At 64.2% G+C, this 22,231-nt stretch carries 21 protein-coding genes and 1 tRNA gene; all 22 read right to left on the bottom strand.

The window, feature by feature from the left end; all coding sequences use genetic code 11:
* Positions 1-170: 170 nt before the first annotated feature.
* Positions 171-1,187, bottom strand: a complete 1,017-nt coding sequence (locus tag ACCQ05_RS08750; protein WP_372393528.1) for a TraB/GumN family protein — start codon at positions 1,185-1,187, stop codon at positions 171-173.
* A gap of 91 nt (positions 1,188-1,278) precedes the next feature.
* On the bottom strand, positions 1,279-1,740 hold the full coding sequence (locus ACCQ05_RS08745) for a cupin domain-containing protein (RefSeq protein ID WP_228961196.1): 462 nt from the start codon (positions 1,738-1,740) through the stop codon (positions 1,279-1,281).
* Positions 1,741-1,774: 34 nt separating this feature from the next.
* Positions 1,775-2,566, bottom strand: coding sequence for a WecB/TagA/CpsF family glycosyltransferase (locus tag ACCQ05_RS08740; RefSeq protein ID WP_228961197.1), 792 nt, complete (start codon positions 2,564-2,566; stop codon positions 1,775-1,777).
* Positions 2,567-2,570: 4 nt separating this feature from the next.
* A complete protein-coding gene (locus ACCQ05_RS08735; RefSeq protein WP_104542902.1) occupies positions 2,571-3,365 on the bottom strand; it encodes a polysaccharide pyruvyl transferase family protein in 795 nt (264 codons plus the stop codon).
* Positions 3,366-3,411: 46 nt separating this feature from the next.
* Positions 3,412-4,614: a GumK N-terminal domain-containing glycosyltransferase gene (locus ACCQ05_RS08730; protein ID WP_372393527.1), complete on the bottom strand. Its 1,203-nt coding sequence runs from the start codon at positions 4,612-4,614 to the stop codon at positions 3,412-3,414.
* Between the two features lie 64 nt (positions 4,615-4,678).
* Entirely contained in the window at positions 4,679-6,181 is a 1,503-nt protein-coding gene (locus ACCQ05_RS08725) for a lipopolysaccharide biosynthesis protein (protein ID WP_372393526.1), read from the bottom strand.
* A complete protein-coding gene (locus ACCQ05_RS08720; RefSeq protein WP_372393525.1) occupies positions 6,178-7,215 on the bottom strand; it encodes a glycosyltransferase in 1,038 nt (345 codons plus the stop codon). Before ACCQ05_RS08720 ends, ACCQ05_RS08725 begins: the two co-directional genes overlap by 4 nt.
* Entirely contained in the window at positions 7,212-8,354 is a 1,143-nt protein-coding gene (locus ACCQ05_RS08715; protein WP_104542894.1) for a glycosyltransferase family 4 protein, read from the bottom strand. Before ACCQ05_RS08715 ends, ACCQ05_RS08720 begins: the two co-directional genes overlap by 4 nt.
* A gap of 67 nt (positions 8,355-8,421) precedes the next feature.
* Positions 8,422-9,504: an acyltransferase family protein gene (locus tag ACCQ05_RS08710; protein WP_372393524.1), complete on the bottom strand. Its 1,083-nt coding sequence runs from the start codon at positions 9,502-9,504 to the stop codon at positions 8,422-8,424.
* A 13-nt stretch (positions 9,505-9,517) separates the two neighbouring features.
* Positions 9,518-10,606, bottom strand: coding sequence for an acyltransferase family protein (locus ACCQ05_RS08705; protein ID WP_372393523.1), 1,089 nt, complete (start codon positions 10,604-10,606; stop codon positions 9,518-9,520).
* On the bottom strand, positions 10,603-11,889 hold the full coding sequence (locus tag ACCQ05_RS08700) for a polysaccharide biosynthesis protein GumE (RefSeq protein ID WP_372393999.1): 1,287 nt from the start codon (positions 11,887-11,889) through the stop codon (positions 10,603-10,605). Before ACCQ05_RS08700 ends, ACCQ05_RS08705 begins: the two co-directional genes overlap by 4 nt.
* 94 nt (positions 11,890-11,983) lie before the next feature.
* Positions 11,984-13,438 (bottom strand): undecaprenyl-phosphate glucose phosphotransferase, encoded by a 1,455-nt coding sequence (locus ACCQ05_RS08695; RefSeq protein ID WP_372393522.1) that lies wholly within the window; start codon positions 13,436-13,438, stop codon positions 11,984-11,986.
* Between the two features lie 243 nt (positions 13,439-13,681).
* Complete coding sequence (locus ACCQ05_RS08690; RefSeq protein ID WP_228961205.1) at positions 13,682-15,121, bottom strand: GumC family protein; 1,440 nt, start codon at positions 15,119-15,121, stop codon at positions 13,682-13,684.
* Complete coding sequence (locus tag ACCQ05_RS08685) at positions 15,103-15,801, bottom strand: polysaccharide biosynthesis/export family protein (RefSeq protein WP_167394692.1); 699 nt, start codon at positions 15,799-15,801, stop codon at positions 15,103-15,105. The genes ACCQ05_RS08690 and ACCQ05_RS08685 overlap by 19 nt, the downstream gene beginning before the upstream one ends.
* Before the next feature lie 471 nt (positions 15,802-16,272).
* Positions 16,273-16,349, bottom strand: a tRNA-Pro gene (locus ACCQ05_RS08680).
* Between the two features lie 61 nt (positions 16,350-16,410).
* Positions 16,411-16,767, bottom strand: a complete 357-nt coding sequence (locus ACCQ05_RS08675; protein WP_005995911.1) for a MerR family transcriptional regulator — start codon at positions 16,765-16,767, stop codon at positions 16,411-16,413.
* The gene (locus tag ACCQ05_RS08670) at positions 16,748-17,047 is read right to left on the bottom strand and encodes an integration host factor subunit alpha (RefSeq protein WP_002811076.1); all 300 of its coding nucleotides are present in this window, start codon (positions 17,045-17,047) and stop codon (positions 16,748-16,750) included. The genes ACCQ05_RS08675 and ACCQ05_RS08670 overlap by 20 nt, the downstream gene beginning before the upstream one ends.
* A 21-nt stretch (positions 17,048-17,068) precedes the next feature.
* The gene (gene pheT, locus ACCQ05_RS08665; RefSeq protein WP_228961206.1) at positions 17,069-19,447 is read right to left on the bottom strand and encodes a phenylalanine--tRNA ligase subunit beta; all 2,379 of its coding nucleotides are present in this window, start codon (positions 19,445-19,447) and stop codon (positions 17,069-17,071) included.
* A 115-nt stretch (positions 19,448-19,562) separates the two neighbouring features.
* Positions 19,563-20,558 carry a phenylalanine--tRNA ligase subunit alpha gene (gene pheS / locus ACCQ05_RS08660; protein ID WP_228961207.1) on the bottom strand — a complete coding sequence of 332 codons (996 nt, stop codon included), beginning with the start codon at positions 20,556-20,558 and terminating at the stop codon, positions 19,563-19,565.
* 285 nt (positions 20,559-20,843) lie between these two features.
* A complete protein-coding gene (gene rplT, locus ACCQ05_RS08655; protein ID WP_003484828.1) occupies positions 20,844-21,203 on the bottom strand; it encodes a 50S ribosomal protein L20 in 360 nt (119 codons plus the stop codon).
* 10 nt (positions 21,204-21,213) lie between these two features.
* Complete coding sequence (rpmI, locus tag ACCQ05_RS08650) at positions 21,214-21,411, bottom strand: 50S ribosomal protein L35 (RefSeq protein ID WP_002811096.1); 198 nt, start codon at positions 21,409-21,411, stop codon at positions 21,214-21,216.
* A 241-nt stretch (positions 21,412-21,652) separates the two neighbouring features.
* On the bottom strand, positions 21,653-22,195 hold the full coding sequence (infC, locus tag ACCQ05_RS08645; RefSeq protein WP_228961220.1) for a translation initiation factor IF-3: 543 nt from the start codon (positions 22,193-22,195) through the stop codon (positions 21,653-21,655).
* Positions 22,196-22,231 lie beyond the last annotated feature (36 nt).

The raw sequence follows: 22,231 nt of genomic DNA, 5'->3' as shown, positions 1-22,231 counted from the left end.
GCGACCGCAATGCCATCCGGCCGGCGCGCGACACAGCTCCGGCAACCGGGCGCGGCAAGCACCGCTTCAAACGCCAGAAGGCGTTGCGCGACCGACATCGCAGGCGAACTGCGGCAAGCACTGGCACGTGCAGGTTGCCCGGGACGCGCGCCGCTCCCCGCGTCAGGCGATCACGGCGCCTCTACCTGATAGCCGAGGGCCTGCAGGCGGGCCACATAGCCGTCGGGCGCGGTCAAGCGGCTGATCGGCAACACCGCGAAGGTGCTGCGATTGCGCTGCAAGGCGGCGCTGGCGATGCCGAGCCAATGCTCGCGCATGCGCCGCTCCAGATCGTCGATGCCGCGCTTCCTGGCTGCATCGGAACTGGCCATCGCGCTCATGCACGCCGCCTGCGGGTCTTCGCGCGGCAACTGGCGCAACGCTTCGATGTCGCCCACCGACCAGGCATTGGCGCGTTCGACCATGGTGGGCAGGTCGCGCTCCACGGTCACCAGGATGCTGCGAAAACACGCCGTATCGTCCATGCCGCCGGCGCGAAATTCCTTGAGCGCCTGCCGCGGGTCGGTGATCTTGTAGTCCAGCGCCGTCGGTGTCGGCTTGATGCCCGCGCGCTTGGCGGCGCGCTCCACCACCGACCAGATCACCGGCGAGCGCGCCAGGCCCGACCGTTTCAGCGCCGCCTGGTACAACTGGCCAGCGGCCAGCATCGGGCGCTTGCGCTCCACGCCGCGATCGTTGCCGATGTAGCGGGCCTTGGCCACGCTCCAGCGCGCGTACAGATCGGGCGGCAGCACCTGCTGCAGTTCGCGGCCATCGGCGTTCTTCATCGCCTTCATCGCCGACGGCAGCAAGGTGAGTTTGCCGAAGAACCCGATGTCCGCATCGAGCTGCACGGTCGGCGCCATCAGCACCTGCTGGGACTGGCCGATGATGGTTTCCACTTCACTGGATTGCCATTGCAGGCGCTTGGGCAACGGCGACTGCGTGCCCAGGATCCACAACACATGGTCGCCCTTGCTGACCTTCCACAGGCCAGGCCCGGGCTGCACGCCGCGGACCACCATCGCTTCCAGGTCCACCACCGGCGGCGGTGCCGGCGCCGTCTTCGGCGGTGTCGTTTCGCTGGCGGCCGCCAGCAGCGACACCAGCATCAAACCCGCTCCCCATCCCGCTGCCCTGTGTCGCATCGCGCATCGCCCCCTGTGTGGGGCGGACATTACGTGAAGCCCGCACCGGCCGCGTTAGGGAAGCGTTGGGCTGTGCCGGCAAGGCATGCCGTCAGCGTGGGGCCAGCGTCGCCAGATGCGCTGCCAACGGAGAGGTGGCGTCGAGCAATGCAAACCCGTCCCAAATGAAGCCCGGCGAGACCGTGCATCCCACCAGGGTGAAATCGCCCAGCGAGCGCGCCGCCTGCCACTGCCCTGCGGGAACCACCTGCATCGGCTCGCCGCGTTCGGCCGCGTCCAGGATCAGGCGCTGCAGTTGTCCGCTGGCTTCGTCATAGACCAGCAGCTCCAGCGCGTCGCCTTGCTGCCAGTGCCAGGTTTCCTCGGCATCGACGCGATGCCAGGCGCTGCATTCGCCCGCAGCCAGCAGAAAACGGATGGCCGTCAGCGCCGGGCGGGCGCGTCCGGCGTCGATCACCTGACGGGCAGAGGCGTAGATGCGGCGGAAATGCCCGCCTTCCGGGTGCGGGGCAAGCGCGAGCGAGCGGATCAGGGCAGCGGCAGTCGGATGCATGCCCGCATGCTAGGCCAGCAGCCGGCGCCGTGCATCAAGGCAATTGCTTGCCCGCACGCAGACAGGTGCGGAAGAACACCAGCAGGTCCCAGCTATAGCGCTTGAGCAGGCGACGCGGCTCGTTGAGCAGGCGGTACAGCCACTCCAGGTGCAGGCGGCGCACCCACTCCGGCGCGCGCCGGGCAGTGCCGGACAGGAAGTCGAGCAGCGCACCGACGCCGAACACCAACGGGATGCGCAAAGCGTGGCTGTGGTCCAGAATCCAGCGCTCCTGCAAGGGGTTGCCGAACGCCACCAGCAGCACATCGGCGCCGGATCGATTGATGCGCTCGGCCAGGCCTTCGCCGGCGGCGGCAAACTCGCCATAGCCGTCGCACATGCCGACCACCTGCTGTCCCAAGGTTCCGGTCAAGGTTGCCGCTGCCGTTGCGCCGACGCCGGGACGCCCGCCCAACAGGAAGAACTTCAATGGCTGTGCGCTTTGTTGGCACAGGTAGGGAATCAGGTCGGTACCGTTGAGGTTGCCGGCAAAGCGGCGTCCATGAATCAGCCGTGCCGCCAGATCCATTCCGATTCCATCGTTGACGATGCGCACGCTGGGTTCGCGCATGCGCATCCGCAACGCCTGGCATTGCACGACGAAATTGGTGTTGGCGAAGAACACCCGGCGCGGCTGCTGCGCCGCCAATGCATGGAACAGGTCCAGCGCGAAGGCTTCCTGGGTGGTGGACAGCACCGGAAAGCCACCCAGCGCAATCACCACGCCCGGCGGCGCCTCCACCGCGGCGGCAGTTGTGTCCACATCCATGCGCTGGCCCTGCATCATCGAATCACCAAAGGTCGTAAGGGAAGGCCGCCAGCAAGCCGGCTTGCAGCGCTTCCAGGTCGAAGCTGCCATTGCCACCCAGCGCCAGGCACTCTTCCACGGTATTGCCCGAATGCCACTGGGTGCGCCCGGTGCCGTAGTAGTAGTCGTCGTACTTGAAGCGATCTTCGCCATTGCCCCAGTCCAGATACACCGCCGGGATGCCGTAGGCCTCGGCCAGGATCAGGCCATGCAGCGAACTGCTGACCACCAGCTCGGCACCCAGCAGGCGGCTCATGAAGGTCGCCGGCTTGACGTTGGGAAACACCAGGTGGTCGGCGTAGGCGCTGTATTTTTCGACCGGCTCGTTGAAATGCGGAACGATCGCAAATGGCCGCTTCTCCACCGGGCCCAATGCGTCGGCCGGGAAGAACATCGGGGTCAGCAGCCCTGGGTCACCATAGACTTCCGGTACCGCGATGCCGCGATCCAGCAGGAATTGCCGGGTCTTGGGCCCGCGCACCGCGCGCACGTCCAGCGTGCTGAAGCTATTGCGCTCTGCGGGAATCTTGCCGTTGATGCCGCTACCCCAGACGGTGTCGCCGTCCTTGGCGAAATGCAGCACCGACCCGATCGCGATGAGCTTCTTGCTGAGATCGCGTTTTTCGATCAGCGTCTTGTCCTGCAACGACAGCACACAGGACACGATCACCTTGGAGAGATGATCGCCCATGTTGACGCCAGCGTTTTTCGGCTGCCACCAGAACAATGCGCGACGTTCTGCGTGCTCTATCCACTTCTGCAGCAAAGCGTTGGCCATTACCAAGGGTCTCCTGTGTACAAACGTGCGAGGTGCGCCGCATCGCTCAATGCGAAAGCGCCGCCTCCGAGGAAGCACGCGCGGCGGTGCCGGTGTGCTGCGGATACAAACGGGTTTCCGGGTACGCGGCCGGGTCGAGCACGCGGTCGGTGGTGTCCGACCAGTTCAGGCACTGGCGGTAACGCACATGCGGCGCATCCATCGCCAGGCCGATCGCGGCAACGATCGACTCCGCATTGCCGGGGGTGTATCCAAAGCGGGACTGGTAGGGCCCGACCACGGCGTTGGGGCACACCGCCGGCAAACCGAAGAAATCGTACTGCAGCAACTTCATCGAACTGTCGGCCAGGTAGGCCGGCACTTGTTCCGATGCATACGGCGCAATACCGAAACGCGCGTGCTTGATGTAGCCGATGGTCTCGGCGTGCTTCATTTCACCATAGACCACGACGTTGTCGCCATAGCCCGGGTGCCGGCCCATGCCGGAGCCGATGACATGGAAGGTGACCTGCGGAAACGCCTTGCTGGCCACTACGAAGAACTCCGGATCGAACAACATCGATCCCACCGCCACTGCATGGATACCCTCGCCATACGGCGATGGGTCTCCCAGTTGATCCAGGTTGTGATCCACGCCATGGCCTACGTGGTAGACGTTGTCGCGGCTGGCGATCTCCTCCGCCATGGCCGGCGATACCAGCGCAATCACATCCAGCGTGGGCGCCACCCGATCGAACTCGCGTTCGATATAGGACGCCACGTTGATCGTGCTCAGGCCGTCGGAGGCGCGGTACACCAGCTTTGCCGCAGGATTGGTGCGCTTGGCCAGCTCGATGAACGCCACCGCGATACCGCTTTCGAACACGATCACGTCGGCGTCGCGCATCCAGTCGAGCAACTGGCGCGGCGGATGGGCCGCATACCAGCGGAACATCGCATCCTCCACCGACTGCAGCCAGCTCCTGCGCGTGTTGAAAGGGTGCACCGTGGTGCGCCACAGATAGCAATCGACGCCTTTGTGCGACACCACGGTGTTGGCGGTTTCATCCAGCGGCAACCGCATATCGCCCTTCATCCGCGACAGGCGGCTGTAACGCAGCGAGAAAAACCGCGTGGTGCCACGCTGCGCGAGCTGGTCGGTGATGAAGTGGATGTTGGCGCGGCGCGGCGTGCGGTAATCGTGTGCGGACAAGACCAGATAGCAAGGCCGGCGAATACCGGAAGCAGCGGCGGCAGGTGTATCGCTCATGGGCCGTGTCCTATGAATGAGTGGGAAAAAGCATGCCCGACGACAGGCGAAGACGATGTCGATCTCATCGGCGCGCCTTGGCCTGGGTCAGCAACTTGCGGATATTGATGATGGAAATCACGTCGCGACGGAACGCCGACCAGATGCCCAGCATCAGCAGGCAGGCAGCAGCCATCACTGCAGCGCCAACGCCCAACTGCTGCCACAACGGGCCGCCGACGGCGATCGATGCGTAATACGCGCAGGCACCGGCGAGCCCATAGGCCGTCATCGCGCGCACTGCATTGACGAATAGCGCGCCCACCGGCGTGTCGGAGATCCTGCCGACCCAGATCAACGACAGCGGCCAGGTCACCAGCAGGCCGAACGAATAACCGATCGCCACACCCATCGCACCCCAGCGCGAACCGACGAAGATGCAGGCGATCAACACAAGGCGGCTGACCAGCGAGTACACCAGTTGCTGGCGCATCAATCCCCTGGCCAGAAACACCCAGTAGGTGGCGTAAGACGCGGTCTGGAAGATGCCGCCCAGAGTGAGCACCTGAAACAGAGGCACCGCCTCGCGCCATTGTTCGCCCAGCACCAGCACGATCAGCGGCATCGCCAGCGCACAGGCGAAGGAGAACAGCGCCACGATCAGATGCACCATCACCGTCTGCCCACGCAGCAGGAAAGCGCTGAATCGCTCGCGATCGTCCTGCAGCTGCGACAGCACCGGCAACGCCACGCTGGTGGCCGGCGCGTTGATCTGGTTCAACGGCATCATCAACAGCTGGAATGCGCGGTTGTACAGACCCAGCGCATCCGGTCCGGTACGCCAGCCGATGATCACCTGTCCCACGTTGCGGCTGGCATATCCCAGCAATTGCGCCGCCATCAGATTCCAGCCGAAGCTCATGAAGTCGCGCATCGGCGCGGCGCGTTGATAGCCGCCCGGCAGCCAGCGCGCGCAACTGGCAGCGATCACCAGGTTGACCACCGCCTGCACCACCTGCTGCACCACCAGCGCCCAGTAACCCCACCCCAGCAAGGCGGCAACCACCGCCGCGCCCAGGCCCAGCACCTGCGAGCCGACATCGCTCAACGCCACCTGCCCGAAGCGCAGCCCGCGACTCAGGTGCGCGCGGTACTGCGTGGTCATGCCATTGATCAGAAAGGTCACTGCCAGCGCCTGGGAGATGGTGACCAGCGCCGGCTCGTTGTAGAAGTTGGCGATCAGATGCGCCGATGCGAACACCAGCACCGACAGCGCCAGACCGATGCCGCTATTGATCCAGAACAGGTTGTCGCGCTGTTCGCGGCTGACGTGCTTGGCCTGAACCGCAGCGGCCGACAGGCCGAAATCGCGCAGGATCTCCGCGGCGCCGACGATGGCGGTGACCATCGCCATCAGGCCGTAATCGTAAGGTGTCAGCAATCGCGCCAGCAGGATGATGCCGCCGAACTGCACCACCATCTTGGCCGACTGGCCCAGCATGGTCACTGCAGCGCCGCCGGCGGCACGCGAACCGAGACTGCGCTGCGGCGGCGCGGGAGTCGGCGGTGTAGGCGTTTGGGCGGTCACAGCGCGGCGTCTCCATCCTTGCCCAGCGCTTCCAGATAGGTGCGGTAATGCAGTTGGCCGATCCGCGGCCAGTCGCGCTGCGACAGATCCGGAGCGGGTCCGCGCGGTGCCGCACGCACCTTGTCCAGCATGCCGGTCAGCAGCGCCGCGTCGAAGTCGCCCTCGTAGAGGAACACCCAGCCCGGCCCCACTTCTTCGGCGATCGCCGCATTGGATTCGCTCCACGGCGCCAGCACCGGCCGCGCCAGCGACAACGCCAGCAACAAGGTGCCGGAGTTGTGCATCTGCCGGTACGGCAGCACCACCAGTTCGGCTTCACTGACCTCGCGCGCCAGCACCGGCTCTTCCACGTAGGCCAGCAACGCGGTGATGCGCGGATCCTGCGCGCACGCGTCTTCCACCAGGCTCCGCATCTGCGGGGTGGCCGGGTTGCCGACGATACGCAGATTCAGGCGCGGATCGGCCACCTGCCGCATCACTTCCAGCAACGTTTCCACGCCCTTGTACGGGCGGATCAGGCCGAAGTGCAGCAGCCGCCCGGGAACGGTGCTGCCCTGGGGCATGGGCGCGAACCAGTCGCGGTAATGCCCATGCAGGATGGTGTCGGTAAACGGCGGACGCGGCGGCGTGGTCGCATTGATGCGGATCCAGCGACGTGTGAGACGGTCGATCCAGCGCAACAGACTGCGCTCGCGCCAACCGCGATCCTCGTGTGGTGCCAGGTTGTGCAAGGTCCGCACGACCGGCGTGCCGGTCACCTGCAGCTTGAGCAGCAACAGGGCCGCACAGATCTGCTTGGCCAGCGTCCCCGCGGCGCTGGGATGACGCAGCAGGTACTCCGGCCAATGCAGGTGCAGCACGTCGTAGCGCGACAGCAAGGCATCGCGCATCGAGAAGAAGCGCAGCTGCACCGCGTCGGGCAGCGCGTCATACAGCTGGGTCAGATAGGGATTGGTGTTGGCGTTGGGCTGCTCGGTCGAGAACAGCACCGTGAGCCGCGGCTTCGCCGCCGCGGTGGCTACCGGAGCGCTCATCGCCGCGTCTCCTGCGGGCGCGGCGTGCCCAACGCCATGTGGTACTCGTCGACATAGCGCCCGACCACGTGTTTCCAGTCGTACCGGCCCACGTAGGCCATGGTAGCTGCGCGACGGCTGGCGAAGTCCGTATCTGCCGTCAGCGCCAGCGCCTGTACCTGGTCGGCTGCGGCCTCGATACGGTCGCGGTTGACGATCACGCCCTGCCCCGACTCGGTGGCAAGCCGCACGAACGGCGGGATGTCGCTGAGGATAGGGATCAATCCTGCGCTCATCGCCTCCACCGCGGCGATACCGAAGCCTTCGTGACGCGACAGGCAGACGAAGAACTGCGCCTGCTGCATCAGGGCGCACAGTTGTTCCTGCGACGGCGACATGCTCAGCTGCACCTTGTCCTGCAATCCGCGCTCGGCAATCGCCTTGCGCAAATCGGCCTCGTTCAGATCGTACTCGCGGCCGGCGACGATCAGACGCCACTGCGGGTCGCGCTTGAGCGCCGCCTGCAGCAACTCCAGGGTTTCGATCAGACCCTTGTTGACCGACCAGCGGCCGAAATACAGCATCGTCCGGCCCGGGGTCGCTGCGCCCTGCCCCGCATATTTCTCCACATCCACGCCGTTTTCGATCACGCGCAAGCGCGCCGGCGAGACCACCTTGGCGAACAGCTCGCCGTCGTTCTCGCTGGTTGCAATCACTCGCGAATATGCCAGAGCCGAGGTACGCGTCAGGGTCTGGAACCACAGCTGCTTCATGCGCGAGGCGTAAGCGGTGTGGAAGAAGCCACCATGCGTGGACACCACCATCGGCTTGCGATGCATCGGCTTGGTCAGTGCCAGGTAGTCGTAGAAAAAATCGATGCCATGCAGATGCACCAGGTCCGCGGAGCGGATCGCACCCAGCACCGACGGCGCCAGCGGATAACGCGACGAACCGCGATAGCCGATCCGCCGGATCGGCAGGCCCTGGTAGGTTTCCTGCGGCGCCAGCCGTGCGCCCGGGTCGGTGAACACGCGATCGAGCGTGACCACCTCCACCGTATCGGCACTGATGGCCTGATGCTGGCGGGCCACATTGAGAACGACTTCCTCCATACCCCCGATCGACGGGTGGAATTGGCGGACGACATGCACCACTTTCATTTACGCCAATCTCCTGTGCCGGCAACATGCACGCAAGTGCTGCGACGGCTGATGATTCTGCAACTCGTCATTGGCCCTTCAACCCCAACATCCATGGCGCCAGACGCACCAGTACCGCGCGCATCGGCACGGCGCAGGCGATCGCGAGCGCGCTCAGCCCCATCGCCCAGATCGGCGTACCGATGAGTGCGCGATCCGCCAATCCGGTCCGCGCAACCACGCTGGTCGCCACCAGGAACACCAGCGTGTGCGTGCAGAGAATCAGCAAGGTATTGGTGCCGATCCACTGCACCCAGTGCCAGTTGCGAAGGAAATAGGCCACGCAAAAGGTCATCGCCGTGCCAAGCAGGCTGACCAGCAGGAACAGCGCCGGCCAATGCCCGAACTGCAGGTTGTTGACATCCACCTGGCCGTTCCACGCGGCCAGCGTTCCCCACGTGGCCGCCAGGACCGGCAGGGCCAGTGCCCACGCCAGCGCCGGGACCGAGCGCAGCGCATCGGCGATGCGCGACAGCGCACCGCCGACGGCAACGAAGAACAGCGCAACCGGCAACACGTCCAGCGCAAGCGGCAGGCGCAGTTGCAGCGACGGGAACCAGCTCGCCCAGGCCAGTGCGAGCGGCAGGCCGAGCGCCGCCACCACGGTGGCGCTCAACCGTGCGCGCAGTGCAATGTAGCTCAGCGTTGCGACAAACAAGGCAGGCAGAAACCACAATGCCGGGAGCACATACAAACGTGTTCCGTTGGCCCACACCACACCGGTGAAGGGGTGCCACCACGGGCGTGCACCCGGTTGCTGAAATGCATGGTTGAGCACGGCCATCAACAGCCACACGCCGTAAGCGACCAGGAAAAATCCCAGGTACGGGATCAGCAGCGTCCGCGCCAGCTTCTTGACCGTCGCCACGTTCAATGCGCGGTGCCCGAAACGCTCGCCCACCCAGCCAGACAGCACGAAGAACAGCGGCACATGGAAACTGTAGGCAAACAACTTGTAGGCCGGCGGCATCCCGCTCGCATGACCGAGCACGACCAACACGATCGCAAGCGCCTTTGCGGCATCGATCTGCCAATCGCGCGTGGCTGCGGCCGCAGGCCGGGCCAGCGTCCTGGCCGACTCCGCCGCGGGCGAATACGACGCCGTCCTCATGCCACCGCGCCGGTCATGCCGTCACCGCGCGTGCACCCAGTGCCCACGGAGCAAAGCGCATCAGGATCCAGCGCATCGGGACGCAGGCAACCAGGGCGAACAGCGTGACGAAGATCGCCCAACCCAGCCCCGGGCGCGCCGAGCCGAACCCGCCGGCAAGCGCCGCAACGCCGGACAGCACGAAGAACACCAACATGTGCGTGCACAGGATCAGCAGCGTATTGCGACCGATCCACTGTATCCATGCCCAGCCCTGTACCAGCCGCGCGGCGCAGATCACCATCAGCGAGCCCAGCACGGCGCTGAGCAGGAACACCGCGTGGTTGCGTCCGAACTGCAGCATGTTGACGTCGATACGTCCGTTGAGCTGCGCCAGCCAGGCAACCGCAAGCGCCAGCACCACGGTCACCAGCGCGCTGACCGGCAACGACGTGGGCAGGCGCGGCGACACATGGATCAACAGTGCGCCGAGCGCATAGAAACACAGCGACACCGGTAGCACATCCAGCCCGAAAAAAAGCCGGACCCCCTGCGCAGGGAACCAGTTCATCCAGAACCACGCCGCCACCAGCGCCACTGCAGCGATTGCCAGCGGCGGCAACACGCGACGCAGCAATACGTAGCCGATCACCGTCACCAGCATCACCGGCAGGAACCACAGCGGCGGCTGTACGTACAAGTCGGGACCGATGCCGGTCAACAGCGACACGATGGGCTCCCACCAGGGATGACTGCCCCAGCGTGCCGCCTTCTCCCCGATATTGCGGGTCAGCAACCAGTACGCATAGCCCAGCAGGTAGAAGGTGACATACGGCAGCAACAAGCTGCGCGCCTGCTTGGTCATCGTCTGCGACAGGCTGGTGGTGCGTGAGGCATAGCCTGCCGCCAGCCATCCCGACACCAGGAAGAACAACGGCACGTGGAAGCTGTAGGCGAACAGGGTCATGCCATGCGGCACGCCCTTGGCATGGCAGAACACCACCAGCAGGATCGCGATCGCCTTGGCGGCATCGATCCGCGGATCGCGGGCGCGCCCGCCAGCGGCGATGCGCACGCCAGCGTCATGCACGCCGGTCGATGCGGGAGTGGCGAGCGCGCTCATCTCGACGCTCCCGCCGGCAAGGCCAGCCGCGCATCGTCATCGGCTCGATCGTCGTTGACCGACGCCGGCGAGCTCGCCGCCGACCAGGTCGGACGCATGTGCCAGAGACAGCCGCAGACGAACCACCACAGCGCCGAAGTCTTGATCGAGAAGTAGCCGTTGGAGACCAGCAGGCTCAGCGCGAAGGCGAAGATGGCCAGGTTCTTGAACAACTGGCCTTCCTTGCTCGGCATCAACAGCAGGAAGGAATACGACAGCAGGAACGCCAGCACCCCGACGATCGACTGCGATGCAATGAAGTAGGAGATGCCGCTGTCGAAGTAGCGGTATGCCTGGGCGAAATCCAGCCCCATCCAGGACTCGAACGAAAGATTGTTCATCGAATACACGGTGAAGAATACCCGGCCCATCGTCGTGTCCTGGTAAGCGGTAATCCCGGTGACCCACACCAGCAACCATGCGCTCATGATCACCAGCAAAAACACCAGAAACGCCAGGCGCTGATCCAGGCGTTTCAATAGCGGTGTCAGCAACACCATCAGCACACAGGTACCCGCCGCGAGTCGCCCATCCGAGGCCACAATCATGAAACCGATCAAGCCCACCGACAGGATCAATGCAGCCGGACGCATCCAGCGCCAGAACACCAGCACGATGGCGGTAAAGAAACAGATGTAGTTGCCCATCGTCACCGGCTCGATGAACCACGACGAAGCACGCGGCAGATTGGAACCAGGCAGGAAGTTGCGCTCGCCCGGACGCGTGGCGCTGACGAACAGATTGCTGTCCTCGTTCCAGAACCCTTCCGCGCTCATGCCGCGGGCGTTGACGAAGAAACTTTTCGGGTTGACCAGGTCGCCATACGCGGTCGGCATCGCCAATTCGAAGGCCGCCACCAACGAAACGATGATGGTCATGCGGATGAACAACTTGGGCACCGAGCCTGTATACGCCGAGCCCAGCACCACGAACGCAAACACCACCAAGGCATCGCGGAAGAACTTCGGGTCGATCTGCCAATTCACCAGAAACCGCACAAACATCAGCAGAACGATCAACCCCAGGCCGCTGATGATCAGGGCGAGCCGCTTGCGGCTCAGCGAGCCAAGGCCCAGCAGGAAACACGCCGCATAGACCATGAACTCGACCGCATAGGTGACCACCGGCCGGACGGTGAACACGTTCGCATTGATCAGTGCCAACACCAGGTTGTAACCCACGCCCACCAGCAAGGTCAGCTCGATGAGCAGGTTGTGCCAGCGAACGCGGGTCTCTTCGCTCATTCGGATCAGCATGCAAACGCCTGCCTGGAAGGGGCGGCTGCAACGCAGCCGCCCGCGGCGCCGGACGCGCCAGCTCGCACGCTTGCCGCCATCATCAGTACGCGGTCTTCTGTCCGAGCACGCGCACCGCAGTCAGCACGATGATGCGGATATCCAGCCACAGCGACCAACGACGGATGTAGTCGAGGTCATACTGGATGCGCTTCTTCATCGTCCGCAGCTCCGGGGTTTCGCCGCGGAAGCCGTTCACCTGCGCCCAGCCGGTGATGCCCGGTTTGACGTAGTGGCGCTGCATGTAGTGGTTGATCAGCTTTTCGTAGTGCGTGTTGTGCTGCGCCGCATGCGGACGTGGACCCACGATCGACATGCTGCCGCCCAGTACGTTGAAGATCTGCGGCAGCTCGTCCAGGCTACTGCGACGCAGGAACGCGCCAAAACGGGTGATACGCGTATCGTTCCTGGTCGCCTGCTGGATGGTGGTGCCATGATCGTCATGCACGCGCATCGAGCGGAACTTGTACATGTAGAACTCGCGGCCACCCAGGCCATGGCGGCGCTGGCGGAAGAACACCGGGCCCGGCGAGCTGAGCTTGACGCCGACTGCAATGGCAGCCATCAGCGGCCACAAACCCATCAGCGCGATCACGGCCAGGATCTTGTCCTGCAACGCCTTGGCCACCACGAAGTAATTGTCGCGGTCGACGCCGCCCTGGCGCAGGTTGATCACCGGCGTATTGCCGATCTGCTCGCCGGACTGGTTCAACAGACCGAAGTCGAACAGGTCGGGCACCAGCTTCACGTTGATCGGATAGCGATCCAGGCGCTGCAGCAGCTGCTTGATATGGTCGCGCTCGCCCAGCGGCAGCGAAATCCACACCTGTTCCACCTGGTTTTCCTTCAGGTAGTCGATCAGCGCATCCGGCTCGCCCAGGCACGGCAGCGACTGGCGCTGTTCGGTCACGGCGATGTCGTAGGGAGTACGGAAGTAACCGACCAGGTTCATCCCCACCCACGAGTTGCGGCTCAGGTAGTGATTGATCTTCATCACCGGGTGGCGCAGGCCGACCACCACCACGCGCTGCACGTCCACGCCCTGCGCGCGCAGATGGTTCAGGAAACCGCGCAGCAAGGTACGTGCCGCCACCAGCGATGCCAGGCCGCCGACGAACCACAGGCCGATCCAGCCGCGCGAGACCTGCTCGCCCACCTGCACGATCAGCGCATGCACCGCGAACAGGGCGAACACGCCGCCGAAGGCGCCACCCAGCACCATCAGCTCGCTCAGCAATCCACGACCGCGCCAGCTGCGATACAGCGGAAACAGGGCGAAGCAGATCACCGAATACAACAGCGTGGTGGCGATGGCGACCCGGTACGGTGCCGCCGGCACCCAGGAGCCGAACACGACGCGATAGGCGACCAGGCCGGAGACGACCACCATGGTCAGGTCGAAAACGCGCAGCACCAGGTCGGCTGCGGCCGAATACTTGGACAACAATCGTGGCGAGGATGTCGTGTAAGTCGCGCTACTCAAGTCTGCCAAAAGCATGGGGATGTCCTCCAAACTCGATACGGCGCATGCGGGGGAACATACGAATCGCACGCGAGTTTTCAATCATCTCCGTCGCATGATCACCGCGGTAATACCTACCGACCCCAGATCACCCGACAGCCCTTTGTTTCAACAGAGACAAACTTTCAAACGAAGGAGCCCGAAACATACGGGATCCGACCTTTTCCACGCTGAATCGGTTGTCACTTTAATTAACCACCGTTTTGCAACACCACGATGTCAGTTCAATCGTGGCTCCGGCCCATTGCCCCGCAGGAAGTAGCGCACAAGCGCCACGGCCAGGCCAAGGAATACGCCAAAGATGAAGCCCAAAGCGAGGTTCAGTTTGAGTTTCGGCGAAGTCTTCGACGTAGGCACATCTGCAGTGTCGACGATGGTCACGTTGTTGGCGCCGACATTGCTCGCAACACCGATCTCCTTGTAACGCTGCAGGAGCGCATCGTAGAGCTGGCGGTTGGTGTCGACGTCGCGCTTGAGCATGTTGTAGCGGATGCTGCGGCTCTGCAGATCGAGTTCGTTGTTGCGCAGGCCGGCAATGCGTTCGTTGAGCAATTGCTCCTGATGCACGGACGCGTCGTAGGTGGCCTTGAGCGACTGACGAACGTTGACGATCTCGCCGTTGATCTGCCGGCGCGACTCTTCGATCTGCGCCTTCAGGCGCTGCATTTCCGGGTAATCCGGCTTGAAGGTCGATAGCTTCTGCTGGTACTCGCTGGTCAGGCGCACCTGCTCGCCGCGCAGCGTCTGGATCAGCGGGCTGCTCAGCACCTGCGGCAGCGACATCGCGTCGCCGCTCGCTGCCTGGCGCCAGGCGGCCTCGGCCTTGATGCGCGCATCCTGCGCCGACGCCAGCATCGCGTTGAGGTCGGTCAGGTTCTGCGCCGGCAACGAGGGCTTGTCGTCGCCCACCGAGACGATCTGCTCTTCGGTCGAATACGCCACCAGGTTCTTCTCCGAGTCCTCGACCTTGGAACGCAGCTGTTCCAGACGCTCGGCCAGGAACTTGGTCGCGAACGAGGACGCCTTCATGCGGCGCTCCTGCGTGCTGACGATGAACACCTTCGGATACGTGTTGGCGATCTTGGCCGCCAGCACCGGGTCCGGCGACTCGTAATTGACATAGACCAGACGCGAATTGAGGATCGGCTCGACCACCAGGCCCGCAAGCAAGGTATCGGTCAGGCTGCGCTCGATGATCGCCTGGCGCGAGTCCACCGACTTGCCGGCTTCCGGGTTCTTGGCCGCGGCCTTTTCCAGCGCATCTTCCACCTGCTGCTTGAACGCTGGTTCCTGGTCGAGCTTGGCCTCGCGGATCACCGCGCGCGCCAGCGAGCGGCTCTGCAGCAACTGGTACTGGGTCTGGTAGAAGTCGCGATCCTGCGGGGACTCCACCGGCATCAGGTTGTCGACGTTCACCACGTTGAGCGAGTCGCGCTCGATCTGCAGCGTGCTGGTGGCGCGATACTTTTCCGGCATCAGGAAGGTGATCACCAGCGCCAGCAGCGTCGCGCCGATGGTGATCAGGATGATCAGCCAGCGCTGCGACACCAGCGCGCGCCAGTAGTCGAGCAAGCTCACGTCTGCCAGCTCAAGATGTCCGTGACGCTGCGACGGCGAGGAACGATTGTCGGAATTCATACTCATCGGTAAGCGCGCCACACCATCACCAAGGGGGTCAGTTCCAGCATGGTGCGCAACCAGACGCGCGCATCCGAGCGATACACCACGACGATGTCGCCACCATAGATCTCAGGGTCCGGATTGGTGCCCTTCTCGATCTCGGTCAGGTCGAAGCGCGCGATCATCTTCTGCCCGTTGACCATCCGGAACACGATGACGTTGCCGCGGCTTGCCACGGTGCTGACACCCTTGGCCTGCGCGACGGCCTGCTGCAAAGTCAGGTTGGCGCCGATGACGGGATAGATGCCGGGTTCGGTGACGGCACCGGTCACGGTGACGCGGCGGCCATTGGATTCCTGCACGAACACCGACACCTGCGGGTTTTGCAGATATCCGTTGCGATAGCGGTCGGCAACCATCTTCTCCAGCTCGCCGACGCCCATGCCGGCGGCATTGACGTCGCCGATCAGCGGCAGCGAGATGTGACCGTTCTGATCGATACGCACCTGCCGCTCCAGATCGTCGATCTGGAAGACCTTGACCAACAACAAGTCGCCTGGAGAGAGTCTATACTCGGGCTGCACCGCCGACATTGCCAGCGGATCGGGCAGCGGCAACGACGTCGCCATGTCCTTCCCGGTGCTGCAAGCGCCCAGTGTCATCGAGCAGATCAACGCCAGGCTCAAGGCTTGGCAAAATCGTCCGATCAGTTTCTTCATGCGTGTGGCTGGCTGCCTCGGTTGGGTGGGACAGGAGCTCGCGCAGCATTCAACCGGCCAAACATGCCAGCACGAACGTACGACAGAGGATTCATCCCGGAACATCGGGATCACGACGGGTATGACGTGTTGCACTGCACTATGGCACAGAAAGATCGCACCGCAAGGCGCAGCACGTCATTTTTTTGACGGCGTTGGCCTATTGATTCAAGTTCGTCGAAACCGCGTTAACGAACCGTGATCCACGTTCGATTCCGGGATCGGTGATTTGGAGCGTTTCCGCGCACTTAGCATCATTCCGTGATCCAGGTCCATAGCGAACCGGACCGCAAAAACCAGCCGCTAGCGGACTGTTCATGCTGCACTGCGATATGCCGATCTGCATAGCCATCAGGCTGAGTGAAGACACAAAAATGCAATGTTGCGACGCAACAAAAAAGCCCATGTCGCGACGACATGGGCTTTCGTATTTGGTCGGGGTAGCCGGATTCGAACCGACGACCACTAGTCCCCCAGACTAGTGCGCTACCAGGCTGCGCTATACCCCGAAGATGTTGCGTCCCGCCGCGAGGGCGGCCTGCGATTATAGCGGCTTTGTGAAGCGTTTTCCTAGCGCCGCAGCAGTTGCAGCACTTCTTCAAGCTCCATCCGCACCTGCTTGATGATCTGGTTGCTCAATGCCGACTCGCTCTTGGCGCCGTCGCCCTCCAGACGCAGGCGCGCACCGCCGATCGTATAGCCCTGCTCGTAGAGCAGGCCGCGGATCTGCCGCACCATCAGCACGTCGTGGCGCTGGTAGTAGCGCCGGTTGCCGCGCCGCTTGACCGGCTCCAGGCTCGGAAATTCCGTTTCCCAGTAGCGCAGCACATGCGGCTTGACGTCACATAGCTCGCTCACTTCACCAATGGTGAAATAGCGCTTGGCCGGAATCGGCGGTAGCTCGCGATTACTGCCCGGATCCAGCATAAGCCTCCACCCGTTCCTTGAGTTTCTGGCCCGGGCGGAAGGTCACCACCGTGCGGGCCGAGATCGGAATTTCCTCACCGGTCTTGGGATTGCGACCGGGCCGTTGGTTCTTGCGCCGCAGATCGAAGTTGCCGAAACCCGACAGCTTCACCTGACGGCCCTGCTCCAGCGCATCGCGCAGCACATCGAAGAACGCATCGACAAATTCCTTTGCCTCGCGCTTGTTCAGACCGACCTCGTCGAACAGACGCTCGGCCATCTCCGCTTTCGTCAATGCCATGCCAATCCCCTGGTTACCGCCTCAACTCCGGATCCGGGCGCGGTGCTCGCGCTCGACCACCGCCACCACGTCGGTAACGACCGCATCCACGTCCCGGTCGGTGAGAGTGCGCGAGTTATCCTGCAAAATCAAGCCCATAGCCAGACTCTTGAAACCTGGCTCGACCCCCTGCCCGACATAGCGGTCGAACAACTGCACCTCGCGCAGCAACGGGCCGACCGCGGTCTGCACGCTGGCCGACAGCGACGCCCAGCTCACCTCTTCCGGTACCAGGAAGGCCAGGTCGCGGCGCACCGAGGGGAACCGCGACAGCTCGCCGGCACGCGGCAAGGCGCGCTGCACCAGCGGCGCAAGCTCCAGTTCGAACGCGATCACATCCACGTCGATGTCCATCGCCTTGGCCAGGCGCGGATGCACCTGCCCGATCCAGCCGATGCACACCCCGTCGCGATAGATGTCCGCCGAACGGCCCGGGTGCCCGAACGGCTGCGCCGACGGCCGGAACTCAAGCACCGCACCACTGGCCGCCGCCAACGCCAGCAGGTCGCCCTTCACATCGTGGAAGTCCACCTTGCGCGCCGGTTCGCCCCATTGCAGCGCCAGCGCATCGCCGCACACCGCAGCGGCGACATGCTGCGCTTCGCGCGGCGCGGCGCCCGCATCGGCCGCGGCAGCGAATACCTTGCCCAGCTCGAACAGGCGCACGCGCCCGGCCTGACGCGCGGCGTTGCGGCCCAGGGTCGCCACCAGGCCCGGCAGCAGCCGAGGACGCATGACGGCCAGCTCCGCGCTGAGCGGATTGGCCAGCGGCACCAATCCTTCGCTGAGCTGCCACCGCTGCAGCAGGTCGGCATCGACGAAGGCGTAGTTGATGGTTTCCTGCAGTTCGCGCGCCACCAGCTGGCGGCGCACGGTGAGTTCGTCCAGTTGGGTCTCGCTCGGCATCGCGATCCGGCTGGCACCGCCGGGCAGCGTGGTCGGCACCCGGTCGTAGCCATGGATGCGCGCCAGCTCTTCGATCAGGTCCTCTTCGATGGCGATATCGAAGCGGCGGCTCGGCGCCAGCACCTGCCAGCCCTCGCCCACGGCCTCCAGCTGCATGCCGAGCGCGCTCAGGATGCGCACCACTTCCGCATCGTCGATCCGGATACCGAGCACGCGCGCGATGCGCGCACGACGCAGCAGGATCGGCGCGGCCTGCGGCAGATGCTGCGGCAGTTGTGCATGCACCACCGGGCCCGGCGTACCGCCGGCCAGATCCAGCACCAGGCGCGTGGCCACTTCGATGGCCTGCGGCGCCAGCGCCGGGTCCACGCCACGCTCGAAGCGATGGCCGGCATCGGTGTGCAGGCCGAGCTTGCGGCCACGACCCATGATCGCGGCCGGATCGAAATACGCCGACTCCAGGAACACGTTGCGGGTGGTCTCGGTGACCCGCGTGTCCAGCCCGCCCATCAACCCGGCCAGCGCCACCGGACGGCCGGCATCGGTGATGGTCAGGAAGCTGTCGTCCAGCGTCACCTGTCGCCCATCCAGCAGCGCCAGTTGCTCGCCGGCACGCGAACGGCGCACGCCGATCGGCCCCTGCAAGTTGTCTAGGTCGAAGGCGTGCATCGGCTGGCCCAGTTCCAGCATCACGTACTGGGTGATGTCCACCAGCAGCGACACCGGGCGCACGCCGCTGCGGCGCAGGCGCTCGGCCAGCCACACCGGCGTGGTCGCAGCCGGATCGATGCCTTCGATCACGCGGCCGCAATAGCGCGGCGCTTCCTTGCCGGCATCCAGTTCCACCGCCAATGTCCGCCTGGACACCGGCGCCACGGCAGCCGCGTCGAAGGCCACCACTTCGCTGGCGCAGGCCGCCGCCACATCGAAGGCAATGCCACGCACGCTGAAGCAATCGGCGCGATTGGGAGTGAGCTTGATCTCGATGCTGGCGTCGGGCAGGCCAAGATACTCGGCCAGCGCCTGCCCCACCGGCGCATCGTCCGGCAGTTCGAATAGGCCGGAGGCATCGCTGTCCAGGCCCAGCTCCCTGGCCGAGCACAACATGCCGTTGGAGGGCACACCGCGCAGCTTGGCCGCCTTGATGGTCAGCTCGCCGATCTGCGCACCGACCAGCGCCAACGGCGCCACCAGGCCGGCACGCGCATTGGGCGCGCCGCACACGATCTGCAGCAACTCGCCCTGCCCGGCATCGACGCTGCAGACCTGCAGACGGTCGGCTTCCGGGTGCCGCACCGCCTCGACGATGCGCGCCACCACCACCTGGCCCAGCGCCTCGCCCAACGGCGTCACCTCTTCCACTTCCAGACCGATCGCCGTCAGCGTCGCAGCCAACTCCTCGCGGCTGGCCTGGATCGGAACGTGGCTACGCAGCCAATTTTCTGAGAATTTCATGGGATGCCGGAATTCGGGAATCGGGATTGTGGATTCGTATAAAGCAGCAGGCCGGGACGGTGCGGAACAGGGGCGCTGTTGCCAATCCCCAATCCCGAATCACCAATCCCTGCCATCAGGCAAACTGCCTGAGAAAACGCACGTCGTTTTCGAAGAAGGCGCGCAGGTCGTTGACGCCGTAGCGCAGCATCGCAAAGCGCTCCACGCCCAGGCCGAAGGCGAAACCGGTGTAGCGCTCCGGATCGATGCCGACGCTGCGCAGCACGTTCGGGTGCACCATGCCGCAACCCAGCACTTCCAGCCAACGCGTGCTGCCATCGGGCTGCTGCCAGGCGATGTCCACTTCCGCACCCGGCTCCACGAACGGGAAATAGCTGGGACGAAAGCGCATTTCGAAATCGCGCTCGAAGAACGCGCGCACGAACTCGGACAAGGTGCCCTTGAGATCGGCGAAGGTGGAATGCTCGTCCACCAGCAGGCCTTCGACCTGATGGAACATCGGCGAGTGGGTCTGGTCCGAGTCGGAGCGATACACCTTGCCGGCGGCGATCATGCGCAGCGGCGGCTTATGCGCGTCCATGTAACGCACCTGTACGCCCGAGGTGTGGGTCCGCAACAGGCGACCGTCGCCGAAGTAGAAGGTGTCGTGCATCGCGCGCGCCGGATGATGCGGCGGAAAGTTCAGCGCTTCGAAGTTGTGCCAGTCGTCCTCGATTTCCGGACCATCGGACAACTCGTAACCCAGCCGCGCGAAGATCTCGACGATACGCTCGAGCGTGCGCGTGACCGGATGCAGGCCGCCACGCTCGCCGCGCCGGCCGGGCAATGTCACATCGATGCGCTCGCCGGCCAGGCGGGCGTCCAATGCAGCGGTTTCCAGGGTGTTCTTGCGCTGCGCCAGTGCGGCGGTCAACGCGTCGCGGGTCTGGTTGATCGCCTCGCCAGCAGCCTTGCGCTGGTCGGCCGGCAGCGTGCCGAGCTGCTTGAGCTGGGCAGTGATGCTGCCGCTCTTGCCCAGCAAGGCGACCCGTAACGCCTCCAGTTGCTCCGGCGTCTGCGCGGCGGCGACATCGGCCAGCGCGCGCTCGGTCAGGGATTGAATCTCACTCATTGCACTCGCGCCTCAACTGCTAGCCGAACGGTGTTTCCGGATGCACCGGAACGCATTGTCACTGGACCAACCTGCCATCACCCACTGGGTGGCTTCGCAAAAACGCAAAAGGGGAAGGACTCGCGCCCTTCCCCCTGCATCTCTGCGTTTCACGCATCGAAAGCATCCGCACCGAGGTGTGACTACTGCCGATGACCCGCTTCTTTAGCAGTCCGCACATGGATGTGCGGGCTCCTGCGAGGGACTCGCACGTACAGCGTGCGGGCTCTTGCGAGGGACTCGCACCTATGCCGCCAGCGCGCCCTTTGCCTTCTCGGCCAGCGCGGCAAAGCCGGCGGCGTCGTGCACGGCGATATCAGCCAGCACCTTGCGGTCCAGGGTGATACCAGCCTTGAGCAGGCCGTTCATGAAACGGCTGTAGCTCAGGCCATTGATGCGGGCAGCCGCATTGATGCGGGTGATCCACAGCGAACGGAAGTTACGCTTCTTCTGCTTGCGGCCAATGTAGGCGTACTGCTGTGCCTTGATGACGGCCTGCTTGGCAACGCGGAAGACCTTGCGGCGAGCGTTGTAGTAACCCTTCGCCAGGGTCAGGATTTTCTTGTGGCGGCGACGCGCCTGTACGCCACGCTTTACTCGTGCCATGGGTCAGTCCTCAGAGGTAGGGAAGCATACGATCGAGACGGCCAGCGTCCTCGGCACGGACGTGGTTCGTCTGCCGCAGGTTGCGCTTGCGCTTGGTCGCTTTCTTCGTGAGGATGTGGCTACGGTTTGCGTGGCCGCACTTGTACTTGCCGGAGGCGGTCTTGCGGAAACGCTTGGCCGCCGCCCGGTTGGTCTTGATCTTGGGCATTGCTATGTCCTTGATGGTGTTTTGTCACTGACACGGGCGGCAGTCTTGCGACCACGCTTTCCATCCTTGCCCTTGCCTGCTTGTAAGTCCTTGATCGAACACGATCCGGACAGGTCCTGGTGCCGCTTGCGCGGCGCCCCGGCAAAACCGGGCCGCGCAGTCTACCCGTTGCCGGGAATTCTTGCAAATCGGTGCGATTGCCGCCGTGACCGGCCCCGACCGGGACCGCCACGGCGCAGGATCAGACCTTCTTCTTGGGCGCGATCATCATCACCATCTGACGCCCTTCCAGGCGCGGACGGGACTCGATGACGATCTCGTCGCCCAGATCGGCCTCGATCCGGGCCGCCATCTCGCGGCCCAGCTCTTGGTGGCTCATTTCACGGCCACGGAAGCGGATGTTGACCTTGACCTTGTCGCCTTCTTCCAGGAAGCGGCGCATGTTGCGCAGCTTGATCTGGTAGTCGCCCTCGTCGGTGACCGGGCGGAACTTGAGTTCCTTGATCTCGACCTGCTTGGTCTTCTTCTTGGCCTCGTTGGCCTTCTTCTGCTGCTCGAACTTGAACTTGCCGAAGTCCATGATCTTGCAGACCGGCGGATCGGCCTGCGGCTGGATTTCGACCAGATCCAGGCCTTCTTCCTCGGCCTTGGCGAGCGCTTCGTCGCGCGACAACACGCCGACCATCTCTCCGTCGCTGCCGATCACGCGGACGCGCGGCACACGGATTTCTTGGTTCTTGCGGTTCTGTTTGTTGTCAGGGGTACTGATATTGCAATCTCCCAGGGGAATCGAACCGGCGCATCCGGATCATCCAGACCG

Origin of the sequence: Xanthomonas sp. NCPPB 3582, assembly GCF_041475735.2 — a bacterium.
GTDB classification, from domain to species: domain Bacteria; phylum Pseudomonadota; class Gammaproteobacteria; order Xanthomonadales; family Xanthomonadaceae; genus Xanthomonas; species Xanthomonas codiaei.
This window is presented reverse-complemented; position numbering and strand designations above follow the sequence as displayed.